This is a genomic window from Massilia niabensis, assembly GCF_042655085.1.
GTDB classification, from domain to species: Bacteria; Pseudomonadota; Gammaproteobacteria; order Burkholderiales; family Burkholderiaceae_D; genus Telluria; species Telluria niabensis.
The window spans coordinates 34,729-55,938 of sequence record NZ_JBHSMU010000007.1 but is presented as its reverse complement, the minus strand read 5'-3'; the positions used below and the strand labels follow the sequence as shown (position 1 = coordinate 55,938).

Genomic DNA, 21,210 nt, shown 5'->3' with positions numbered 1-21,210 from the left:
GCCGACGAACTTAAGCGCCAACAATCAGGCGCCGCCAGCCTGCTGCCGACGCACCAGGGCAAGTACCGTGTTGCGGATGGTTTTCAGCACGGTGTCGGCCTTGAACGGCTTGACGATGAAACCGTGCACGCCGCGCGCCACGGCTGCCTCGATGGTGGGTGCATCGAAGGTGCCGGAGACCATGAAGATCAGGGTTTTCGGCAGCGCTGTGCGCAGCTGCTCGACGATGCCGCTGCCGTCCGGGCCGCCCTCCTCCACCTGCTCGCGCGCGATGCACACGATCTGCGGATGGAATTTGGCGGCCAGCAGCAGCGCCCCGTGGGCGGTATGCGTTTGGCCGACGACCTCGTAGCCGCCGTCCTGCAGCACCGTATTCAACAGGCCGCGCGATACCGCGTTCGAATCGACTAGTACTGCCTTGAGCATAGCCGGGTCCTTCTGGATGTCAGGGTGAATTTCATGGTGAATCTTATGGCGAATCGTAGGCCAGCATTTTCCACGTCACGCCCAGGCGCACGTCGGTTTTCAGCTCCACGAGCTGGCGCGACAGGTACAGGATATCGCGCTCGGCGCGCAGCCTCTCGCCCAGCGGGGTCTTCAGGATGCCGGCGCCGGCCATGACGGCGTCCAGGCTGCCGTAGGCATTGAGCAGGCGCGCGGCCGTCTTCATGCCGATTTTCGACACGCCCGGCACGCCGTCGGTGGCGTCGCCCATCAGCGCGAGCAGGTCGTGCAGCTGCTCGGGGGCGATGCCGAACTTGTTGCGCACCCAGGCGTCGTCGTGCCACTCGCCCTTGAAATGGTCCCACACCAGGGCGCCGTGCGCGATCAGCACGTGCAGGTCCTTGTCGGTGGTGGCGACGATCGCCTCGCCCCGGTTTTCCCCGAGCCAGCGCATCACGCAGGTGGCGAGCACGTCATCCGCTTCCACTTCCGGCACCACCACCACGTGCACGCCGGCCGTGCTCAAGCGCGCCTGGAACTCCGGCAGCGCTTCGCGCAGGCAGGAGGGCATCGGGTCGCGATGCTCGCGGTAGCGCGGATAGAGCGCGTGGCGCCAGGTGTCGCCGCCGTGGTCGAACGCGGCCAGCACGTGGGTCGGCGCGTGCGCCTCGAGCAGGTTGCGAAACGACGAGAACGCGTGGCGCAGCGCGATGCTGGCCTTCAGGTCGGAGTCGGGCTCCGGGCTGGCCTCGAAGACCCGGCGCACGATGTTCAGGCCGTCGATCGCGAGCAGCTTCGGCATGGCATCTTAGCTGGCGAAGTCGTACTTGCCGCCGCGCTCGAGCGCGCGTGCATAGGCCGGGCGCGCGTGGATGCGCTGCAGGAAGCTGGTGAGGCGCGGGTACTGCGCTTTCAAGCCTGCGCGCGAGGCCGCCGCTTCCAGCGGGAAGCTCATCTGGATGTCGGCGGCGCTGAAGTCGCTGCCGGCGAACCACTCGCGGTTTGCCAGTTCCGATTCGAGATAGTCGAGCTGGTTCTGGATGTTCGGGTTGATGAAGCTGGATTTCACCTTGCGCGCGATGCTGCGCGCGATCGGCTTGGCGAAGAACGGCATCGGCCCGTTCTCGATGCGGTCGAACACCAGTTTCATCAGGAGCGGCGGCATGGCCGAGCCTTCGGCGAAGTGCAGGAAATGCGTGTATTTCAACTTTTCCGGCGTGCCGGCCGGCGGTGCCAGGCGCCCGTTGCCGTAGCGCTCGACCAGGTAGTCGACGATCGCGCCGGACTCGGCCACGGTTGTGTCGCCGTCCGTGATGACCGGCGACTTGCCCAGCGGGTGCACGGCCTTCAGCTCGGGCGGCGCCAGCATCGTCTTCGGGTCGCGCTGGTATTTCTTGATCTCGTATGCCACGCCCAGCTCTTCGAGCAGCCAGAGGATGCGCTGCGAGCGCGAATTGTTCAGGTGATGGACGGTGATCATAAAACGGCCTTGGAGCAAAGGAGCGTTAGCTTAGCACTGTTGCGTCGTTACAAAAAGCCAAGCGATCTTTTGTTCATTAATGTTTTTTTAATGCAATAGTTGTTTTATACTTGGCAACTCTTTACGGGTTATTACTTATCACACCTCAGCATGCCACCCCTTGCCGGCCAACACACTCCTGCACCGGCCACATTTGATGCTCACCATGCGAAACCTCTTCCGCCTTAACATCTCCCAGAAGCTGGGCTTGCTGACGATCTGCACCGGCCTCGGCATGGCCATCGTCGCCGCCTGCTTCCTCATTTCAGAACGCAACCTGATTCTCGACGAGCGCAGCCACGGCGTGCGCCAGGCGGTCGAAGTGGCGACGGGAATCGTCGAGCGCCACCGCGAGGCCGCGGCCGCAGGCACCGTACCCGAGGCGGATGCGAAACGGGCCGCCCTGGCCGACCTGAAAACGCTGCGCTACAGCGGGTCGGAGTATTTCTGGGTCAACGACATGCAGCCGCGCATGATGATGCATCCGACGAAACCGGAACTCGACGGCCAGGAGATCGGCCAGATTGCCGACCCGCACGGCCTGCGCCTGTTCAGCGTCGCCGTCGACATCGTGCGCAAGGATGGCGCCGGGTTCATTTCATACATGTGGCCAAAGCCCGGTGAGGACGCGCCGGTGCCGAAGGTGTCGTACGTGAAGGGGGTGGCAGGCTGGGGCTGGGTAATCGGCTCGGGCGTCTACATGGATACCGTCGGGGCCGTGTTCTGGCCCCGTGTGCTCTGGTTCTCGGCCGCCACCCTTGCGCTGTCCGGTCTGCTGATGCTGTTTGGCGTATCACTTTCGCGCAGCATCGCGCGCCCCCTAACGCGCGCCGTAACGCTGGCGCGCACCGTGGCCGCCGGCGACCTGACCACGGTGATCGACGTGCGCGGCAGCGACGAGACGGCGCACCTGCTCGACGCCCTGCGCGACATGAACGGCAGCCTGAACACGATCGTCGGCGAAGTCGACGTCGGTATCCATGCCATTGCCAGCGCCTCGGCCCAGATCGCGGCCGGCAATCATGATTTGGCTGCGCGTACCGAGCAGCAGGCGGCGTCGCTCGAAGAAACAGCCTCCTCAATGGAGCAGCTCACGAGCGCCGTGCAGCAGAATGCCGAGCATGCACGCGAGGCCAATCGCCTTGCGGTATCTGCCGCTGAAGTGGCCGTGCGTGGCGGCAGCGTGGTGCAGCAGGTGGTGCAGACCATGGAATCGATCAATACGTCTTCGCGCAAGATCGTCGACATCATCGGTGTCATCGACGGCATCGCCTTCCAGACCAACATCCTGGCCCTGAATGCTGCGGTCGAAGCGGCGCGCGCCGGCGAACAGGGACGCGGCTTTGCCGTCGTTGCCGGTGAAGTGCGCACGCTGGCGCAGCGCTCGGCCGGAGCCGCGAAGGAAATCAAGGCGCTCATCGACGATTCGGTAAGTCGCGTCGCTACCGGCAGTGCCCTGGTGCGGGACGCCGGCGCGACGATGGACGACATCGTCACGAGCGTGCGCCAGGTGCACGGGATCATCGCCGACATCACGGCCGCCAGTGAAGAGCAGGAAGCGGGAATCGGGCAGATCAACCAGGCGATTGCCGAGATGGATGGGGTCACCCAGAAGAACGCGGCGCTGGTTGAAGAGGCGGCGGCATCGGCTGAAGCCATGCGCCAGCAGGCCAGTCGCCTGGCGGAGGTGGTCGGGGTGTTCAAGGTGGCGGCCGGAAGCGAGAAGCGTCTGTTACTGGCGGCGTGACCGGGATAGAGGCAGGCAGTTGCCGGGCCGGCCATGGTACGGCAGCGCACCGAGCCACCGGGCGGCCCCAACTATGATGGATGCATGGGCAAGATCCACATTGGCATCTCCGGCTGGCGCTACGTGCCATGGCGCGGCGTGTTCTATCCGGGCGGGCTGGCGCAGGCGCGCGAGCTCGACTACGCCTCGCGCCAGTTGCCGACGATCGAGATCAACGGCTCGTTCTACTCGCTGCAGCGCCCCGAGAGCTATGCCAGCTGGTACCGGGCCACGCCGCCGGGCTTCCTGTTCGCGGTCAAGGGCAACCGCTTCATCACCCACATGCTCAAGCTGAACGACATCGAAGGCCCGCTGGCGAATGTGATGGCCTCGGGCGTGTTCGAGCTGCGCGACAAGCTCGGCCCCTTCCTGTGGCAGTTCCCGCCGATGGTGAAATTCGACCCGGAACGCTTCGAGCGCTTTTTCAGCCTGCTGCCCCAGGATACCGAAGCGGCGCTGGCGCTCGCGTCCCAGTACCAGTCGCGCATGGAGGGCAAGGTCTCGCTCGCCATGGACGCGAAGCGGCCCATGCGCCACGCCGTCGAAATCCGCCACGAGAGCTTTCGCGACGAACGTTTTATCGCCCTGCTGCGCAAGTACAACATCGCGCTGGTGGCGGCCGACACCGCGGGCCGCTGGCCATATATCGAGGACGTGACGGCGGACTTCGTCTACATCCGCCTGCACGGCGACAAGGAGCTGTACGCGAGCGGCTACAACGACGAGGCAATCGCGCTCTGGGCGTCGCGAATCCGGGCCTGGAGCACGGGCGGGCAGCCGGAGGATGGGTGCAGGGTGTCGCCGCAGGCGCCTGTGAAGCGGGCCAGCCGGGATGTTTACTGCTACTTCGATAACGACATCAAGGTGCATGCGCCGTATGATGCGCAGCGCCTGATCGCGGCCCTGGGTGCGGACCCTGCCCTCGACGTGGTCGGCCTGTCGCCGGCCTGAAGCTGGGGCCCTAATCGATGCACATCCTGGCGAGCTCGGCGGACCCGTTCCAATCCATCGCATACGTCCCTTCGCGCACATGGCGATGAAAGGTCGAATGCGGCCAATCGCGGACACGCTCGACGTGGCGGTGCTTGACCGGATCGAAATGAACGTAATCCATGTGCCGGTCAAAATCGCTGTCGTCGCGGATCTGGTGTTCCCAGAACTGGCGCTGCCAAAGATTCGCCTCGCGCCGATGATGCTCGGACGGGTCCATGAAGGCCGATTCCTGCAGGCGCCGTCCAACATCGAGGGACACATACCGTTTCAGCACCAGCCAGCGCGTCGCATAATCGACATCGCCCTCAGGCAGCGTCCAGATGCAATGCATGTGATCAGGCAGCAGAACCCAGGCGTCGACCACAAACGGCCGGGTATCCCGCACGCACTGGATCGCCTGGGCGAGGCTCGACCGGATGGCCGGGTTACAGAAGATGGGACGCCGCTGGTGAGCGACGATCGTGAAGAAGTAGGTGGAGCCAGCAAGGGGGCGAAAGTAGCGCGACATAGTTTTGCATCGTAATGCGGCGCCACGTGGTTACAGATGTGTTAAGTCAATCGGGACGCAGACGGTACGAAATTCGTCGACCCCGTTTATCGCTTCTCGTGCAATTTGATGACGCGATGCTTGCCCCCGGCCGGCGGCGCCGGCTCGGCGGGCGTCTCGCACGTATTGCACGTCTTGCACCCTCCCCCGCAGCTGCCGCCGGTGTCGAGCCAGCGCACCAGCTTCGAGTCGGCCCCACCGCTCGAGAGCCGGTTGACGATGCGCAGGCGCCAGGCGGCCGGCAGGTATTTCGCGCCGACATACACGGCGGCGATGAGCACCGCCAACGCGACGACGAGTTCCTGCCACATGGTCAGCCTCCGCCGAGCGCCAGCGCGACGCGGTAGGTGATGAACGAGGCGACATAGGCCAGCGCGAACATGTAGCCGGCCATCATCCAGGCGTACTTGGCGCTGCCGGTTTCGCGGCGCACCACCGACAGGGTGGCGATGCACTGCGGCGCATAGACGTACCAGGCCAGCAGCGACAGGGCAGTGGCCAGCGGCCACGAGCCGGCGATCAGGGGGGCCAGGGTATTGGCGACGTCGTCGCCCGAAGCCGACAGCGCATACACGGTGCCCAGGGCGCCGACCGCCACTTCGCGCGCGGCCATGCCCGGCACCAGCGCGATGCAGATTTGCCAGCCGAAGCCGATCGGCTCGAAGATGAACGCCAGGGCGCGGCCCAGCATGCCCGCGACGCTGTAATAGATCGGCGGCTGCGTGGCGCCTTCCGGCGCCCCCGGGAAGCTCGACAGGAACCAGAGCAGGATCATCAGCGTCAGGATCAGGGTCCCCACGCGCATCAGGAAAATCTTCGCGCGCTCCCACAGGCCCATTGCCAGCGTCGGCAGGTGCGGCCAGTGATAGGACGGCAGTTCCAGCAGCAGCGGATGCTGCTTGCCGCCGCTGCGCCGCTTCATGAACCAGGCCACCGCCATGGCGCTGACGATGCCCATCGCGTACAGCACGAACAGCACCAGTCCCTGCAGGTTGAAGATACCGACCTCGCGCTCGGGAATGAAGGCGGCGATGATCAGGGCGTACACCGGCAGGCGCGCCGAGCAGGTCATCAGCGGCGCGATCATGATCGTCACCAGGCGGTCGCGCGGGTTCTGGATGGTGCGCGCGGCCATCACGCCGGGAATCGCGCAGGCGAACGAGGACAAGAGCGGAATGAAGGCACGGCCGGACAGCCCCACGCCGCCCATCATGCGGTCGAGCAGGAAGGCCGCGCGCGGCAGGTAGCCGATGTCTTCCAGGATCAGGATGAAGAAGAACAGGATCAGGATCTGCGGCAGGAACACCAGCACGCCGCCGACGCCGGCGATGATGCCGTCGACGATCAGGCTGCGCAGGGGACCTTCCGGCATGGCGCCGCCGATCCAGCTGCCGATGCCCTCCACCGTCCCGGTGATCAGGTCCATCGGCGCCTCGGCCCAGCTGAACACGGCCTGGAAGATCACGAACATCAACGCGGCCAGCAGGACCGGCCCGATGACCGGGTGCAGCACTACGTTGTCGATCTTTTCCGACAGGTTGCCCTTGTCGTGCGCGAAGCTGGCGCAGGCGTCGAGGATGCGGCGCACTTCGCGCTGGGTCTGTTCGACCGGCACCGCGTCGATGCTAGATAAGGGCTTGGGCTGGACCGGGCTATCGAGGTTCATGCGGTCGAGCGCCTCGAGCAGCGCCGTCTCGCCTCCGGCCTGGATGGCGACGGTCTCCACCACCGGCATGCCCAGTTCCTGCGACAGCTTGGCCGTGTCGATCTCGATGCCGCGCTTTTTGGCGACGTCGACCATGTTCAGGGCCAGCAGCATCGGCAGCCCGAGGCGCTGGATTTCCAGCACCAGGCGCAGGTTCAGGCGCAGGTTGGTCGCGTTGACGACGCAGATGACGGCGTCGGGCGCCCGTTCGCCATCGCGCAGGCCGGCCACGACGTCGCGCGTGATTGCTTCGTCCGGGGTCTGGGCCGACAGGCTGTAGGCGCCCGGCAGGTCGAGCACGCGCAGCGCCCGTCCGGCGGGCGAAGTGAAGCTGCCTTCCTTGCGTTCGATGGTGACGCCGGCATAGTTCGCGACCTTCTGGCGCGCGCCGGTGAGACGGTTGAACAGCGCGGTCTTGCCGCAGTTCGGATTACCGAGCAATGCGATCAGGGGCGACCCGGTCGCCACCTGTTGTTCCATGACACCCATCGATTATTCCGGCTGAATGGAGACGAGCGCCGCTTCGAACTTGCGCAGCGCGAAGGTCGACTCGCCGACCTTGACCGCGACCGGGCCGCCCGGCAGGCCGCGTTTCAGCATGCGGATGCGTTCGCCCGGCACGAAGCCGAGCTCCATCAGCCGGCGCGGCACGTCGACGCCGCCCTGCGCGGTCGGCGCGAGGTGGATCACGGTGGCACTCTGCCCGACCTTCAGGGTATCGAGCGTGGTCAAAGTTGGGGCTAGGGTCATGGCGACGGTCCGGTGATGTAGCGCTGATGAGACAGATACGAGCATCATAAACCTAAATGCGAATAATTTCTATTTGCAGGACGATCACACGACAAAACCGCTTGCGTTCCTCGAAAAGTTTCCTCAGAATAGAACACGAATGAGAACGATTCTCATTATTTAACCGACAATGCCAGGGAACTACTTCGATGATCGTCTGTGTTTGCAACAACATCTCCGACCGTGAAATCCGCCAGGCCGTCGACCTTGGCATCACCTCGATTGCCGCACTGCGTGCGGAACTGGGCCTGGGCACCGACTGCGGCAAGTGCATCAGCTACGCTCGCGAAGTCCTGCATGAGGCGATCGACAGCAAGACCGTTGTTACCGAACTGAGCTTCCGCGCTTCGCAGCCGGCCTGATTCAATTTCTTACGGGCGCAAGCGGTTCTTGCCGCGCGCCCGCGCCCCCTTTTGCTATAGTTGCGGTTAACGCACACCACAACAAGGCAAAAAATCATGAAGGGCGATCCCAACGTCATCCGGCTGCTCAACGCGCAGCTGACCAACGAACTCACCGCGGTCAACCAGTATTTCCTGCACGCGCGCATGTACCGCCACTGGGGCTTCTTCAAGCTCGGCAAGAAGGAATACGACGAATCGATCGGCGAGATGAAGCACGCCGACAAGCTGATCGACCGCATCCTGATGCTCGACGGCCTGCCGAACCTGCAGGCGCTGCATAAGCTCCTGATCGGCGAAAACACCGAGGAAATGCTGGCCGCCGACCTGAAGCTCGAGCGCGCCGCCCAGCTCACCGTCAAGGAAGGCATCGCCGCCGCCGAAGCCGCCGCCGACTATGTGTCGCGCGACCTGCTGCTGGTCATCCTCGAAGACACCGAAGAGCATATCGAGTGGCTGGAAACCCAGCTCGACCTGATCGTGAAAGTCGGGATCCAGAATTACCTGCAGAGCCAGATGGTGGAGTAAGCGCCGTTTGTTTGAGCGGACCGGCGATCCTGGGATCGCCGGCGCCCCCTCATTTCCCCGCCTCCTGCGTCACCCATACCGGCGCCGACCACAACACGTTGCCGTCGGCCTGCGTCACCTTCGCATAATAAAAATGCGCGCCAACGCTTGGCGTGAAGGTCACGCTCGCCTCGCTCGACATCTGCGTCACGTTGCCTCCCCTTCCCGGCACGCCTTCCATGATGGCCACCGACGCCACCTGCTTGCCGCTTGAACTCGCGAAATTCGCGACCAGCGTCAGGGGTCCGGTGTTCGTCAACCGCTCGCCCATCATCCGGCCGTTGGCCGTCAACACCAGTTGCGAGCTCTTGTCCATCGTCGCGAACACGCGCCGGGCTTTCAAGGCGTCAATGAAGCTGGCCTGGCTCAGGGGCACGCCATTCGGGATCAGGACGCCGGTGCGGTTGGTGTAGGCCGTGCCCCAGTTCGCGCAATGGTTGTCCTGGTTGGTGCTGAAGGCAACGTGGAAGCCGGCTTCCAGCACCTTGTTGCAGGCCATCTCGAAATTGCTGCGGCGGGTTTCGCCTTCCTTGTCATTTTTTGAAAACGCGGTGCTGTTGACCACTTCGCAGAGCGCCATCGCCTCATCGCCATCGGCCGTATAGCCGAGCGCGGTGCCACCCACGCTGAACTGCCCGCTCATCGACGGGTGGTTGAACTGCCCCACCCAGCCGCGCTGGCGCATCAGGGTGTAGAGCGCGGCGTAATCGCTGCGCGGCGTATTCAGGTCGGCCAGCAGCTCGCCCTTCGCATTTTTTTCCCAGCCGAGCAATTGATCGCTATTAAAAATGTTGATGTGGCCGCCCTTGTTGATGACGCCCCACTCCATCCCGTACACGGCGAGAAAGTCTGGATGCGCGGCATTGAAGCTTGCCGCGCTCTCGAGTCCCTTCCGATAGAGCCCTTTGGCCGTGGCCGGATCGGCTTCCACCTGGGTGCTGTCGGAACCGTCGAACATGTGGTTGTGCTCGGACGTGACGAGGATGTCGAGGCCGTGCTGGCGGGCGTAGGCGAAGGCCGCGTCCGGACCGTACTTCGCGCTCAGGGGTTCCTTGGCGCCCTTGCAGTCGGACAGTTCGGCGCCGCCGTCGCTGTGGTTGGTCTGGCTGTGCAGGTTGCCGAAGTAGATGGTGTAGGGCAGCGATGCCGGGGCCGGCGCGGCGGCCAGCGGGCCCCTGGCCACGGGGAGTGGCGCAAAACGCGGCAAGGCTGGCGCCTGGGGCGGGCCGATTTCGATCTGCCAGGCCTGCTCGTGGACGTCCGGCGAGGGCGTGTTCGATCCTGCATCGCGGCTGCCGGCGCGCAGGCGCACCTGGTAGATCCCGGCGGCGAGCTTGCCCGAATCGAGTCCCGACCACGGCACCGCGACCGACACCGGCCCCTGCGGCATGGGCGTGCTGCCCTGCCAGCGGCGCACGACGCGCCCGCGCAGGTGGATCACTTCGAGTTGCCAGTCGACGACCTGGGGCGTACGCGCATTCGGGAAATCGAAAGCGAGGGTGAAAGTGCGCGCTTCGGACATCCCGGGACTGGCAGCCCGGTAAGGCGCATGCAGGGTGGCTTCGAATTCGCTGTGTTCGTCCGGACTGGCGTATGCGCCGGGCGCGCAGCAGCACATCAAGAACAAGGCGAGGCGGACTGGGGGGAGGATTAAGGTTTTCATGATGCAATTGTTGCAATTGCATCATGAGTTCAACTTGCGCTAGCGCCCTTGCACGTTGCCAATATTTATACTTTTTTTGACAAAAGGACAGCGGCGTGCAGCGCGCTCCCGCGTCGTCTTCCGTCTATGCCGCACGCATCCAGCGGTCGACCTGCTTCAGCGGCAAATTGATGCGTGCGCAGCCGATCTGGTCCGGACGCACGTTGAGTTCGATCATGCGCGGTCCATCCACGGCGATCGCGACGTCAACCCCCGCCACATTCACGTGCGGGAAGGCCCGCAGCGCCTGCATTGCAACTTCCTGGCATTCTTTCCAGTAAGGCAGCTGCACGCCGCTGATGCGCCCGCCCGTGTCGGGATGCGCATCCATGGTCTCGAGCGGATTTTTCGCGTTCGCCGCATAAGTCAGGATGCCCGTTTCCAGCTCGACCGGGCAAAAAATGCCGCCCTGGCTCGTGTTGTCGACCATGCTGCCCTTGCGCCCCACGCGGAGAAAAGCGCCGGCGATGCGGCATTCGCCGCGCGCCTGGTACAGCCAGATGCGCAGGGTGTTCACCGAATTCGGATGGATGCTTGATAGTACCGGGTGCTGGTGCAGGTAGTGCTCGACGATATAGCCTTCGCGGTTCTTTCCGGCAAGCTGCCACCAGTCGGCGATCGACGTTTCGGCACCGGTGACCGGATGGCGGAACACGGGCTGCTCGCCCGCCTGGCCGATCTCGAACGCCGAGAAGCCGGCGCCGCCATAGCCTTCCACCGGCTTGAAGCAGACCTTTTTCCCCATCAATTCCCGGCACAGTTGCTCAAGATCCTGGGCGCCGCGCAGGGCGACGCCATCGGCGCGCGCACCGCGCTGCGGGTGCAGGTAGCCGATGAATTCGGGCGTCGGCACGCCGACCAGTTGCAGGATGGCCTTCTCGATCACCTTGTGCTGCGAGCTCTTCTGATAACCCGGGCGGTTCCAGCGGTCGATGAAGGCGTTGTATTCCTTCCGGTTGACGTGCGCCCACTTGTCGGCGAACGGCACCGATGGCCGCCACCAGCGCGCCTGCAGGTAGTAGCCGGGGCCGATGCCGCGCAACAGGAACAAGGCGCCCATCTCCATCGACTGGCGCCAGAACGGCAGGTAAGCGTGTCCGCCCTTCCCCGAACGCAGGTGCGCCCAGGCACGCTTGATATCTTTTACGACTTGCATCCGAATCCTCTCACCGGCACCCCAAAACTTGTGCGCATGGCGCTTCTCAAAAAATTATCGAAGTATTATGCCATTCCTACGCGCAATAGCTGGGCACGGTAGACAAGATCAGAAGTGGTACTCCGCGCGCACCATCGGGGTACTGGCGCGCTGGCCGCGTCCGCCGGTCATGGCGCGGGTATTGCCGAACTTGTTGTTCCAGAACTGGTACTCGAGGCCCACGCGGATGCGGTTCTTCGGCTGGTTCAAATGGAAACCGAGGTCGTACATCAGCGCCATGTCGATATTCGTTTCGGCGCCGGTGGCAAGCCCGACTTCGTCGCGGCCCTTGGCTCCGATGTAGTTGCCGTAGCCCTCGAACGACAACCGCTCCATCACGGGGATGGCCCAGGTGACGGACAGCATGGCATGGGTGTCGTAGGTGTAGCGGCCGTTGACGTTCGAGATCGGCGGGAAGGCACCGCTCGGCGCATTGCTTTCGCGTAGCAGCAGGAGGCTGGTATTCAGGAAGCCCTTCGGGACGTCCCACATCAGGGTGGGACCAGCGACCAGCATGCGCTTGCGCGAGTTGTAGCCGACGTCGTTTTTCGTGTTCCAGTCAAAGCCGACCGTCGCGCCCACGCCCTTGACCGCGCCGAAGCGGATCTCCTTGCCCCGCAGCGCGCCGATGTCGACCGTGTGGCGGTAGACGACATAGGCTTCCTGCGCCCCTTCGGACTGGGTCAGCGAAGCCGGGTCGCTTTCGTCCGACTGCAGCAGGTCGACGTTGAAATAATTGCTTCCGTACTTGTAGCCGCTCGCATGGGTCAGCGCAAAGATGTGCTTCTTGATGTGCTCGGGATTGAAGGGCTCGGCGAAACGGGTGCCGTAGCGCCAGCTGATGGAGGTATCGCTCCAGTCGGCAGCCTGGGCTTGAACGGCGCCGCAGGAGAGCAGGAAGGCGGCGCAGGCCGCCAGCTTGATGTTGTTCGTCATGGAATGGTTTTCGACTGTGTTTCTTCGCGTTCCGCCGAAACGGCGGGCTCTTGCCGGCGCGCGACATGCAACTCGACGCGATGGGTTGCGCCATCGTCGACCAGCTGCAGCGCACTGCCTTCGATTATTTGTCCATCGACCAGCAGCGCACCCGCCTCGGCGGCGCGCACCTCGATCGCATAGGTCGTGCTCCGGTAACGGTACTGCAGCCGGAAGCCTGGCCAGCCCTGCGGCAATTGCGGCGCCAGCACGAGCTGCTGCCCGATCCGCTCGACGCCGAGCAGCGACTCGACGATCAGCCGGTACATCGGGCCGGCCGCGCCAGTGTACCAGTCCGCACCCTCGTGTCCGATTGGCGGCGCACCAAACACTTCAGCGGGCAACAGGTAAGGTGGGTACCAGCTTCCAGGCATCACGCCCTCGCGCGCCGGGTTCATCGCCTCGACCATTTGCCAGGCGCGCTCGCCCTGCCCCAGGCTTGCAAAGGCCATGGCGGCCCAGGCGGCGGCTTCCAGCGGCTGGCCGGCGCTGTTGCGGATCACGCCTGCATCTGCGGCGGCCAGCGCGCAGGCAGCGCGTTCGGGGCTTGCCGCGCCCGAGAGCGCGGCCCACGCCTGCACGGCAAGGTCGACCGCGCATGCCTTCTCCTGTGGGACGCCTGCATGGAGGCTGCTGCGGTAGCGTTCGCCGTCCCAGGCGTGCTCGTCGATCTGGGCGGCAAGCGCCAGTGCACCGGCGCGGCAGGTGGTGGCGAAACCGTAGTCGGCGCGGCGGTCGGCCAGGTCGGCAAAGCGGCGCAGCACCTCGACCATGAAAAAGCCCAGCCAGACGCTCTCGCCGCCGTCCACATCGTCGCCTTCGGCGAGCGGCAGGCCGTGCTTGCCGAAGCGCATGGCCTGGCGAATGGCGCGCACGCAGTGCTCGTAGAGGTCGCCATGCCGCTGCACTCCCTCCTGAACGTCGGCACCGGCATCTTCCCCGGCCTCGAGCGCCCGCTCCTCCAGCCAGGGAACGGCTTCACCGAGCACGCCCGTGTCGCCGGTGGCGGCAAGGTAGCGGCAGGTGGCCAGCGGCAGCCACAGCAGGTCGCTGGAGGGGCGCATGCGCACGTTGCGGTTCGGCGCCTGCCCATCGTCGATGAACTGGCGCGCCGCGCACAGCAGCAGGTATTCGCGCAGCAGTTGCGGGCGCGCGTTCACGAGGGCCATCGCGTCCTGCAACCGGTCGCGGAAGCACCACCTGCCTCCGGATTGAGCGCCGCCGCTGCGCGCCCACATGCCGCGCGCGATCGACCCGTACAGCAGCCAGCCGTTGGCGAGCACGTCGAGCGAGCGGTCGGGCGTCTCGATGCGCAGTGCGCCCAGGGTCTCGTTCCACCAGGCGCGCACCTGTGCGAGTGCCGCCGCCGCATCCCGGTGGCCCTGGATGAGGCCGGCGATGTCCGGGTCCTGCTGCGCGCCGAGCATGAACACGAATTCCTTTTGCTCGCCCGGCGCGAGTTCGAACGCGGCCTGCAGCGCCGCGCACGGATCGAACCCGGCCCCAAGGCTGCCCGACAGGCCGGTCCTGCCGAGCGCCTGTGGAGCGGCAAGGCGCCCGTTGTGGCCCATGAACTCGAGGCGGTCGCCCGTGACGGTGACATCCGGGGCGTCGACGTGGAAGAAGCCGACGCAGTGCGCCACATCGCTGTTCCACGGATTGCGGGCGACCAGCGCGCCGCTGGCTGGATCGCGTTCGGTCACCACGTGCAGCGCCGACTGCGTGCGCTGCCCTTCATCCCGCACGTCATCCAGTACCCATTCGACGTACCCGGTTACCGACAAGTGGCGCGGCGTGCTGCTGTCGTTGCGCACCTTCAGCACCGTGTATTTAACGGGCGCGTCCAGCGCAACGAAGCTTGTCATCGCGGAATGGATGCCGTGCGCCGTGTGCTCGAACACGCTGTAGCCGAAGCCATGGCGCGTGAGGTAGGCGCCGCCGGACGGCGCCGGCAGCGCGGTAGGCGACCAGAACACGCCCGTCGCTTCGTCGCGCAGGTAGAAGGCTTCGCCAGATGCGGTCAGGTAGTGCGCCTCCCCGCTCCAGGTGCTGGCCTCGCCGCTCTCGGACATGACTGCGCCAAACGCCGGATTGGCCAGCACGTTCGACCAGGGCGCCGGCGTGGGGTGGCCCGGCGCGGTGCGGATCACGTATTCGCCCCCATCGCTGCTGAAGCCGCCGATGCCGTTGTCGAGCAGGAGCGGCGTGGTATCAGGTGCCTGCACGGCCCACTCCTGCGGCGCCTGCGCGGGGTTCAGCGCCGGCGTCGCCTCCAGCGCCGATGCCGCCGCGCGCCGCATCTGTTCAAACAGGCCGCCGCGCCTGTCCTGCAGCACGACCCGCGCCGCCGCTTGCATCAGCACCCGGTCTTCTTCCGGCATGCCGTCGACTGCAAACCCAAACAGCCCGCCCATGCCTTCGCCGGCCTCGTTTTCGGCAGCCCCGCCGGCTGCCACCAGGCGCGTGACCTGGCGCTGCAGCGCGTCGGCGTACCAAACGATTAGGTCGACCGCCAGGCCCTTGCGGCGCCAGTAGCCCTGCGCCTGCACCAGCTGGCGCACGAGGCCCAGGTGGACGCTGTCGTGCACCTGCACCAGCACGATTGGCAAGTCGCCCGAAATCCCGTAGGGCCGCAGGTTCGCGCGCCCCAGGCGGTTGCGCGCGATGACGGGGGCTGGCGCGCGCAGCGCACGGCTCGGGTACAGCACGGCGCCGGCAAGGCGCGCATACAAACCGGTATCGGGCTCGGCGATGTCGAGCTGGCGCAGCAGCGCCTGGGATGCGGTCCAGGCCAGTTCGAACGCATAACCGACCGCATGCCGGTCGCCGTATTTGTCGACCAGGCGCAGCGCTTCCTCGCGCGTCGGGGCGACGCCGAGGACGAGATCGACGGTGACTTCCTCGCCGGGGGCCAGCGTGACGACGCGGCGGATCGCCAGCGCCGGATCGGCTCCCCCACTTTCTCCACCGCCGAGCGGCCCCGGTTCGCGCAGCGCCGCCGGCAGCAGGCTGGCGTTGCCGCGGCCGATGAAGCGCTGGCGGTCGGTCTCGAACGAAGCGGAAGGGGTAGTAACTTCGGTGATAGCGCCGTGCACCGCCATCAGGTTCAACAGCCAGGGCGCCGCGATGGCCGGTTCCGGCGCGCGGGTGCACAGGATCGCATTCTGTTCGGCCAGGATCTCGCTATGCAAGGGCCCGGCAATGCCGCCCTGCGCCGCCAGCACCGGTTCGGCATACGTGGTCAGCTCGATGCTGCGCCGGCCTGTGCTGCCGTTCCGGATGCGCATGCGGCGCAGCTCGACGTCGTCGTCCGGCGCCACCACGATCTCGGTGGCCAGTTCGATACCGTCGTCGACCCGGCGAAATTCCGCCCGGCCCTCGGGGAACACGGCCTCGTACTGCGCGGGCTCGGCCAGCGTCGGCTGGAAGGCCGCGGACCAGACCGCGCCGCTGCCCAGGTCGCGCAGGTAGCAGAACACGCCCGCATTGCCGATCGCCGCGTCCCCGTGCCAGCGGCTGTAGCCGGCGCCGTCGCTGGTCACCATCACGTGGTAGCGGCCGTTCGACAGCAGTTGCACTTCATGGGGCACACCGGTGCGCTCGACCGAACGGTGTGCGCCTGGCGCTTGCGGTCCGGCGGCATGCGACGCTGCCGCGTGGTTCGTAGCGACATCGAAAGCGCCCGACTTCGACATGCGCTCGTACAGCAGCGGGAGCGCTGCGGCGAGCTGCGCATCGGCCTCGAAGCGCGCCTGCATCGGGCGTCCATGCAGCAGGTGCGACAGCGACAGCAGACCCATGCCCTGGTGGTGCGCCATGAACGCGCGCACGGTCGCGTGCGTCTGGTTGCGCGGCAGGCGCGCCCGGGTGTAGTCGACCGCTTCGTAGAAACCGTACTTGCCCATCCAGCCGAGGCCCGCCATGCGCTCTAGGTTGGCGCAGGCCGCGGCGGGCGCCACCATCAGCGCCAGCATCGAGGCGTAGGGCGCAATGACGAGGTCCTCGCCCATTGCGTCCGCCACGCCCGTTCCCGGCACGCCGAACGCGCGGTAGCCATAGTTCATCGCCGCATCAAAAGTGTTGAAGCCGGACTCGGACATGCCCCAGGGGATGCCATGACGCTCCGCATGACCGGCCTGCACGCGCACCAGCGCCTGGCAGGCCTTGTCGAACAGGGTGCCGGGGTAGCCCGGCAGCACCAGCTGCGGCGCCAGGTAATCCGACATCGACCCGCTGCCGGACAACAGCAGCTGCTCGCCATCGATGATGCCCAGCGGGCGCTTCAATGCGAACCAGTGCTGCTGCGGCAGCTGGCCGCGGGCAATGCCGATGAAGCTGGCCAGGCGCGCCTCCGCGGCCAGCAGCTCGCAGGCGCCAGGCTCGAGTTCATCCGTGCTGGCGTTGTAGCCGCTGGCGAGCAGGCCGGTGTCGCTCTGGTAAAGGAAGCCGAAATCCATGTCGGCGAATTCGCGCGCGCGCTGCGCCAGCTGGTGAATAGCATCCAGGCGCGCACGCGCCGCGCAAGCACCCTCTTCCACCATCGCCGCCAGTGCATGGTCTGCCGCTGCGCGGGCGGGTGCCTGGTAAGCGGCCAGCTCGCGCAGGGTCGGGATGCGCGTCAGGCTGGCCTCGAACACGTATTCCTGCGCCGCCAGCATCCACGGGGCGAGCGCCAGCAGGTCGGCCCAGGCGCCGTGGCAGTCAACCTCGAAGCGCTCGCTCCAGTCGCGCAGTTCCGGGCTCGCGTCCGCTGGCAACGCGCGGCGCAGGTTCGATGCCGCATGCGCGGCACGCTCCAGGCAGTGCGCCAGGTCCGGCAAGGTGCCTGTCTTGCCCGCCTCTTGCTGCAGCAGGTTCCGGCAGCGCGCGATGGCCTCGCGCAGTGGCGGCGGCATGGCGCCCGGCGCCTCTTGCGCACAGTCCTCCAGGATGCGCAGCGTCGCGCGCATGCCGGCCAGCGGCTGGCTGCTGGCGACCGGTGCGTCGGCCAGGGCTTCCAGGCCGGCGGCGAGCGTGAGCAGGTGCGCGGCCAGGTTGCCGCTCTCGCTCGTCGACACCATCATCGGCTGCAGGGGAGCGAGCGTTTGGGTGTCGTACCAGTGGCAGAAGTGGCCGCGATGGCGCGCCAGCAGCGCCATGCTGTCAAAGCCCGCGCGCACGCGCGCCAGCACCTCGGCCTGCGGAATGAAGCCGAAATCCCAGGCCGTCAGGTTGGCCAGGAGGCCAATGCCGATGTCGGTCGGCGAGGTGCGGTGCGTGAGCTTCGCCTGGGGGTGCTCCTGCATGCTGTCGGGCGGCAGCCAGTTGTCCTCGGGGCCGGCAAAGGTCTCGAAAAAGCCCCAGTGGCGGCGCGCGACGGTGGCGAGGAACAGGGCCTGGTGGTCCGACAGCGGCGGCGCTCCTCGCTCCCCCCGCTCCCCTGGCTGGCTGACCCACCATGCGATCACCGGCGACAGGAACCACAGCAGCAGCAGGGGCGCCGCCGCGAACAGCGCCAGCGGGTGCAGGAAAGTGAGCAGCACGGCCACGCAGGCCGGCAGCAGCAGGGCGAACCACATGCTGCGCACGTTCAGTTCGATGTCGCGCATCGGGCGCGCAGGGCCGGCTTTACGGGCTTGCAGCAGGGAGCGGCGCGACACCAGCATGCGCCAGCCGGCGCGCATCATCGCATCGATGCTGGTCCAGGCTTCGTGCGGCAGGAACGCGGCCTGCAGTACGGCGCGGCGCAGGGCGATGCGCGCGTCCTGCCCCCAGTTGGACAGGTGCTGGCGCCACAAGGCGTCGTGCGGTTTGTCCGCCAGATCGACCAGCAATGTAAAAAAGGCTGGCAGGAAAAACACCGACAATGCCGCCGCGCTCCAGAACGCGGGCGAGGCCAGCCACGCCCAGCACAACACCAACATGCCTGTCAGCGTTGGCGCGACCAGGCTGCGGCGCAGGCTGTCCAGCAGCTTCCAGCGCGCCAGCGGCGGCAGCGGATTCGGTTGGCGCGTGCCCGAGGTGGTTTTGATGCGCGAACGCAGCCAGCCCGCCAGCTGCCAGTCGCCGCATATCCGGCGCTGGCGGCGCGCCATGTCGTCGCCAAACCGGTTCGGGCAGGGTTGATATAGCTGGACGTCGCTCAGCAGGCCGCCGCGCAGATGGCAACCCGCCAGCAGGTCGTGCGACAACACGGTGTGTTCTGGCAGGCCGGCCAGCACGCGCGCGCAGGTGTCCACCTCGTAGATGCCCTGGCCGCCCGTTGCACCCTCGCCGAACAGGTCCTGCCAGGCGTCCGGCACCGGGCACGGATTCGGGTCGATGCCGGGCTCGCCGCCGCACAGGCGCGCATGGCGCGAAGTCCCGTTCAGAGGCACCGAGGCCGTCACGCGCGGCTGCAAGAAGCCGTGGCCGGCGGTCACGCGGCGACCGTCAGGGCTGAGCACCGGCGCATTGATCGGGTGCGCCATGGCCGCCACCATCTGGCCGGCGCTGCCCTGTGGGAGCTGGGTGTCGGCGTCGAGTGCGATGACGTAGCGCACGCCGGCCAAGCCATCCAGGCGCCCTTCGGCCAGCGCAAAGCGCTCGTGCGCACCGCCGCGCAGGAAAGCGTTCAGGTCGGCCAGCGCGCCGCGCCTGCGCTCGCGGCCGATCCAGGCGCGCTCGCTCGTGCTCCAGGCGCGCCACCGGTGCAGCAGCAGGAAGGGTTGTGCCCCGGCCTGGCCGTAGCGCGCGTTGAGCGCAGCGATGGCGCCCCGTGCCGCATCCAGCAGCTCGGCGTCGCGGGGCAGCGTCTGGCTTGGTGCGTCGTCGAAATCGCCCAGCAGGCAAAAGCGCAGTTGCGGGTCGCGGTTGGCCAGGTAATGCAGCTCGAGCCTGCGGCACAGCTTGACCACGTCGGCGCGGCTCCTGAGGACTGCGGGCACGGCTACCATGGCCTGGAGGCTCGCCGGGATGCGCGCCGGGATGCCCCCGCTGAAGTCCATGCGCGGCAGCGGGCGCGGCGCCACCAGGCGCGTGACCATCAAATCGGTGAGGGCAAGCGCAAGCTGGCTGGCGCCGCAGGTGGCCAGCACCCCGACCAGTGCCAGCAAGCTCGCACTGGCGCCGCCGCGCCAGGCATGCACCACCAGCGCAACAATAAACAGCAGCGTGAAGGCGCCGGCCGCGCCCAGGTAAGCCAGCAGCGGGCGGCGCCGCGCGGCACCGCGCAGCGCCGGCAGCACGCCCGGGCCTTGCCCCAGTTTCGCGAGCAATGCCGGCAACCCATCGCCGACGAGGTAATGGCCGACGTGGCGGGTATGCGGTTCAAGCCCGCCCTCCTCCGGCACACCATTGCTGCCTGCCAGCGCCAGCGCCTCGGCCGCGACTTGCGCCTCGCACTGGCCCGACTGCCGCGCCAGGCGCTCGACAGCGCCGCGGTAAAGCGCGCGGCTCGCGCTATCCATATGCGGGTAGACGCCGGCCGGGTCCGTGCGCAGCGCTGCGTCGACCGCGCTTGCCGTCTCGAGAAACGCGGGCCAGTCGATCGTGCCCAGGGCGCGCAGGCTGGCGAGGCTGTTGGCGAGCGACACCTCGTCGGCGGCATCGTCCAGCGTGTCCATTTCCAGTTGCTGCCCGAGCGTGACGCCATCGTCCGCCAGGCGCGTGCCGAGCCATTGCAGCACGCCCTCCAGCGGGCCATCCCGGCCATCCAGGCGGCGCGCCAGCTCGGCCACGAAGGCCGTGCCCATCGGTTCCACCGCGCGCGCCATGTCGGCCATCAGCAGGACGAGGTCGCCGGGACGGGCGTCGGCCGTCAGCTCCATGCGCGCCGACCAGTCGCGGGCCAGCGCGCGCTGCTCGCGGCCGCTCTCGAGGCGGGCGGCCAGGCGGCGCAGGTTGTCGATCAGCGCCAGGCGCAGCATGAGGGGAAAGGCCCGCAGCTCGCCCAGCGCGAGCGGCGCGCCTTCCTGGTAGGCGGCGATGAAGCGCGCCAGGGTGTCGGGTTCCAGTTGCCCGTCGCCATGCGCGACCGCTTCCAGCGCCAGCCGGTAGATGCGCGCGCTGCCGGCAGCGTCCAGGGGCGCGACCAGTCGCGGCAAGGCGCGGCTGGCAGGCCTGGGCAGGTGCCGGCGCACGAAGCGGACCTGCTCGTCGATCAGGTAGTGATGGTCCAGCAGCGACTCGGCGGCGGCAGACAGGTTATCGGCGAGCTTGCCCGCCAGCTTGCCCACGTCGGCCGCTTGCGTGGCGGCGGCACGCGTATTGGCATTCACGGCGGCGATGACGCCGGCGTTGTCGTCCAGGCGCGCCAGCAGGTGGTCCCGCCCCTGCTCCTGTTCTTGTGCGAGCACGTGGCGTGCGGCAAGCTGGCGGCCGTGCACTGCCATCTGCGCGGCGCTGAAGACCTCGGCGCGCAGGGGCGCCGCGCCTGTGGCGTCCAGGGTACGGATGGGTGAATCCCCTGCGTGCAGTGCGTCGGGCAGGGTGTGCAATTCTTCGTTCAACAGGAGCCTCGATGATGAGCGTGCATGCCAGGCGAGCATCGCTGCACACGCCTGGTGCCATGCTAAGACCTCATCAAAATCGAGACGGTGCGATAACGAACAAAGGTGCCGTCGCTACC

General features: G+C 66.8%; 15 protein-coding genes. 4 read left to right on the top strand and 11 right to left on the bottom strand.

Going from position 1 to position 21,210, the window contains the following annotated elements; all coding sequences use genetic code 11:
- Positions 1 to 24: 24 nt before the first annotated feature.
- From ACFPN5_RS06275 to ACFPN5_RS06265, 3 genes are read right to left on the bottom strand one after another with little or no spacing between them, the layout of a single operon-like run.
- Entirely contained in the window at positions 25 to 426 is a 402-nt protein-coding gene (locus ACFPN5_RS06275) for an ANTAR domain-containing response regulator (protein ID WP_379781245.1), read from the bottom strand.
- Positions 427 to 469: 43 nt separating this feature from the next.
- On the bottom strand, positions 470 to 1,246 hold the full coding sequence (locus ACFPN5_RS06270; RefSeq protein WP_379781243.1) for a 5'-3' exonuclease: 777 nt from the start codon (positions 1,244 to 1,246) through the stop codon (positions 470 to 472).
- 6 nt (positions 1,247 to 1,252) lie between these two features.
- On the bottom strand, positions 1,253 to 1,924 hold the full coding sequence (locus ACFPN5_RS06265) for a glutathione S-transferase (RefSeq protein WP_379781241.1): 672 nt from the start codon (positions 1,922 to 1,924) through the stop codon (positions 1,253 to 1,255).
- Between the two features lie 205 nt (positions 1,925 to 2,129).
- Here ACFPN5_RS06265 and ACFPN5_RS06260 point away from each other — a divergent pair, with 205 nt between their 5' ends.
- Positions 2,130 to 3,710, top strand: coding sequence for a methyl-accepting chemotaxis protein (locus tag ACFPN5_RS06260; protein ID WP_379781239.1), 1,581 nt, complete (start codon positions 2,130 to 2,132; stop codon positions 3,708 to 3,710).
- A gap of 84 nt (positions 3,711 to 3,794) precedes the next feature.
- Positions 3,795 to 4,700 carry a DUF72 domain-containing protein gene (locus ACFPN5_RS06255; RefSeq protein WP_379781237.1) on the top strand — a complete coding sequence of 302 codons (906 nt, stop codon included), beginning with the start codon at positions 3,795 to 3,797 and terminating at the stop codon, positions 4,698 to 4,700.
- 10 nt (positions 4,701 to 4,710) lie between these two features.
- Here ACFPN5_RS06255 and ACFPN5_RS06250 read toward each other — a convergent pair whose 3' ends face one another.
- The 4 genes from ACFPN5_RS06250 to ACFPN5_RS06235 form a co-directional block, all read right to left on the bottom strand.
- Positions 4,711 to 5,250, bottom strand: coding sequence for an REP-associated tyrosine transposase (locus tag ACFPN5_RS06250; RefSeq protein WP_379781235.1), 540 nt, complete (start codon positions 5,248 to 5,250; stop codon positions 4,711 to 4,713).
- A gap of 86 nt (positions 5,251 to 5,336) precedes the next feature.
- Positions 5,337 to 5,600 (bottom strand): DUF6587 family protein, encoded by a 264-nt coding sequence (locus ACFPN5_RS06245; protein WP_379781233.1) that lies wholly within the window; start codon positions 5,598 to 5,600, stop codon positions 5,337 to 5,339.
- 2 nt (positions 5,601 to 5,602) lie between these two features.
- Entirely contained in the window at positions 5,603 to 7,483 is a 1,881-nt protein-coding gene (gene feoB, locus ACFPN5_RS06240; protein ID WP_379781231.1) for a ferrous iron transporter B, read from the bottom strand.
- A gap of 3 nt (positions 7,484 to 7,486) precedes the next feature.
- The gene (locus ACFPN5_RS06235) at positions 7,487 to 7,744 is read right to left on the bottom strand and encodes a FeoA family protein (RefSeq protein ID WP_379781229.1); all 258 of its coding nucleotides are present in this window, start codon (positions 7,742 to 7,744) and stop codon (positions 7,487 to 7,489) included.
- Positions 7,745 to 7,932: 188 nt separating this feature from the next.
- On the opposite strand from ACFPN5_RS06235, the gene ACFPN5_RS06230 reads away from it, so the two are divergent.
- Both ACFPN5_RS06230 and bfr read left to right on the top strand, forming a co-directional pair.
- Positions 7,933 to 8,145, top strand: coding sequence for a (2Fe-2S)-binding protein (locus tag ACFPN5_RS06230; RefSeq protein ID WP_379781227.1), 213 nt, complete (start codon positions 7,933 to 7,935; stop codon positions 8,143 to 8,145).
- 96 nt (positions 8,146 to 8,241) lie between these two features.
- Positions 8,242 to 8,712: a bacterioferritin gene (gene bfr / locus ACFPN5_RS06225; RefSeq protein WP_192055800.1), complete on the top strand. Its 471-nt coding sequence runs from the start codon at positions 8,242 to 8,244 to the stop codon at positions 8,710 to 8,712.
- A gap of 49 nt (positions 8,713 to 8,761) precedes the next feature.
- Here bfr and ACFPN5_RS06220 read toward each other — a convergent pair whose 3' ends face one another.
- The 4 genes from ACFPN5_RS06220 to ACFPN5_RS06205 form a co-directional block, all read right to left on the bottom strand.
- Complete coding sequence (locus tag ACFPN5_RS06220) at positions 8,762 to 10,414, bottom strand: CehA/McbA family metallohydrolase (protein WP_379781225.1); 1,653 nt, start codon at positions 10,412 to 10,414, stop codon at positions 8,762 to 8,764.
- Between the two features lie 124 nt (positions 10,415 to 10,538).
- Positions 10,539 to 11,609 (bottom strand): sugar-transfer associated ATP-grasp domain-containing protein, encoded by a 1,071-nt coding sequence (locus tag ACFPN5_RS06215; RefSeq protein WP_379781223.1) that lies wholly within the window; start codon positions 11,607 to 11,609, stop codon positions 10,539 to 10,541.
- A 108-nt stretch (positions 11,610 to 11,717) separates the two neighbouring features.
- Positions 11,718 to 12,584, bottom strand: coding sequence for an outer envelope protein (locus ACFPN5_RS06210; protein ID WP_379781221.1), 867 nt, complete (start codon positions 12,582 to 12,584; stop codon positions 11,718 to 11,720).
- Positions 12,581 to 21,091, bottom strand: a complete 8,511-nt coding sequence (locus tag ACFPN5_RS06205; RefSeq protein ID WP_379781219.1) for a GH36-type glycosyl hydrolase domain-containing protein — start codon at positions 21,089 to 21,091, stop codon at positions 12,581 to 12,583. Before ACFPN5_RS06205 ends, ACFPN5_RS06210 begins: the two co-directional genes overlap by 4 nt.
- Between the last annotated feature and the right edge of the window lie 119 nt (positions 21,092 to 21,210).

What these genes read in the sequence shown, in the direction of transcription:
- ACFPN5_RS06275 (WP_379781245.1), bottom strand. Translation starts at nt 426, where the DNA reads ATGCTCAAGGCAGTACTAGTCGATTCGAACGCGGTATCGCGCGGCCTG.
- ACFPN5_RS06270 (WP_379781243.1), bottom strand. Translation starts at nt 1,246, where the DNA reads ATGCCGAAGCTGCTCGCGATCGACGGCCTGAACATCGTGCGCCGGGTC.
- ACFPN5_RS06265 (WP_379781241.1), bottom strand. Translation starts at nt 1,924, where the DNA reads ATGATCACCGTCCATCACCTGAACAATTCGCGCTCGCAGCGCATCCTC.
- ACFPN5_RS06260 (WP_379781239.1), top strand. Translation starts at nt 2,130, where the DNA reads ATGCGAAACCTCTTCCGCCTTAACATCTCCCAGAAGCTGGGCTTGCTG.
- ACFPN5_RS06255 (WP_379781237.1), top strand. Translation starts at nt 3,795, where the DNA reads ATGGGCAAGATCCACATTGGCATCTCCGGCTGGCGCTACGTGCCATGG.
- ACFPN5_RS06250 (WP_379781235.1), bottom strand. Translation starts at nt 5,250, where the DNA reads ATGTCGCGCTACTTTCGCCCCCTTGCTGGCTCCACCTACTTCTTCACG.
- ACFPN5_RS06245 (WP_379781233.1), bottom strand. Translation starts at nt 5,600, where the DNA reads ATGTGGCAGGAACTCGTCGTCGCGTTGGCGGTGCTCATCGCCGCCGTG.
- feoB (WP_379781231.1), bottom strand. Translation starts at nt 7,483, where the DNA reads ATGGGTGTCATGGAACAACAGGTGGCGACCGGGTCGCCCCTGATCGCA.
- ACFPN5_RS06235 (WP_379781229.1), bottom strand. Translation starts at nt 7,744, where the DNA reads ATGACCCTAGCCCCAACTTTGACCACGCTCGATACCCTGAAGGTCGGG.
- ACFPN5_RS06230 (WP_379781227.1), top strand. Translation starts at nt 7,933, where the DNA reads ATGATCGTCTGTGTTTGCAACAACATCTCCGACCGTGAAATCCGCCAG.
- bfr (WP_192055800.1), top strand. Translation starts at nt 8,242, where the DNA reads ATGAAGGGCGATCCCAACGTCATCCGGCTGCTCAACGCGCAGCTGACC.
- ACFPN5_RS06220 (WP_379781225.1), bottom strand. Translation starts at nt 10,414, where the DNA reads ATGAAAACCTTAATCCTCCCCCCAGTCCGCCTCGCCTTGTTCTTGATG.
- ACFPN5_RS06215 (WP_379781223.1), bottom strand. Translation starts at nt 11,609, where the DNA reads ATGCAAGTCGTAAAAGATATCAAGCGTGCCTGGGCGCACCTGCGTTCG.
- ACFPN5_RS06210 (WP_379781221.1), bottom strand. Translation starts at nt 12,584, where the DNA reads ATGACGAACAACATCAAGCTGGCGGCCTGCGCCGCCTTCCTGCTCTCC.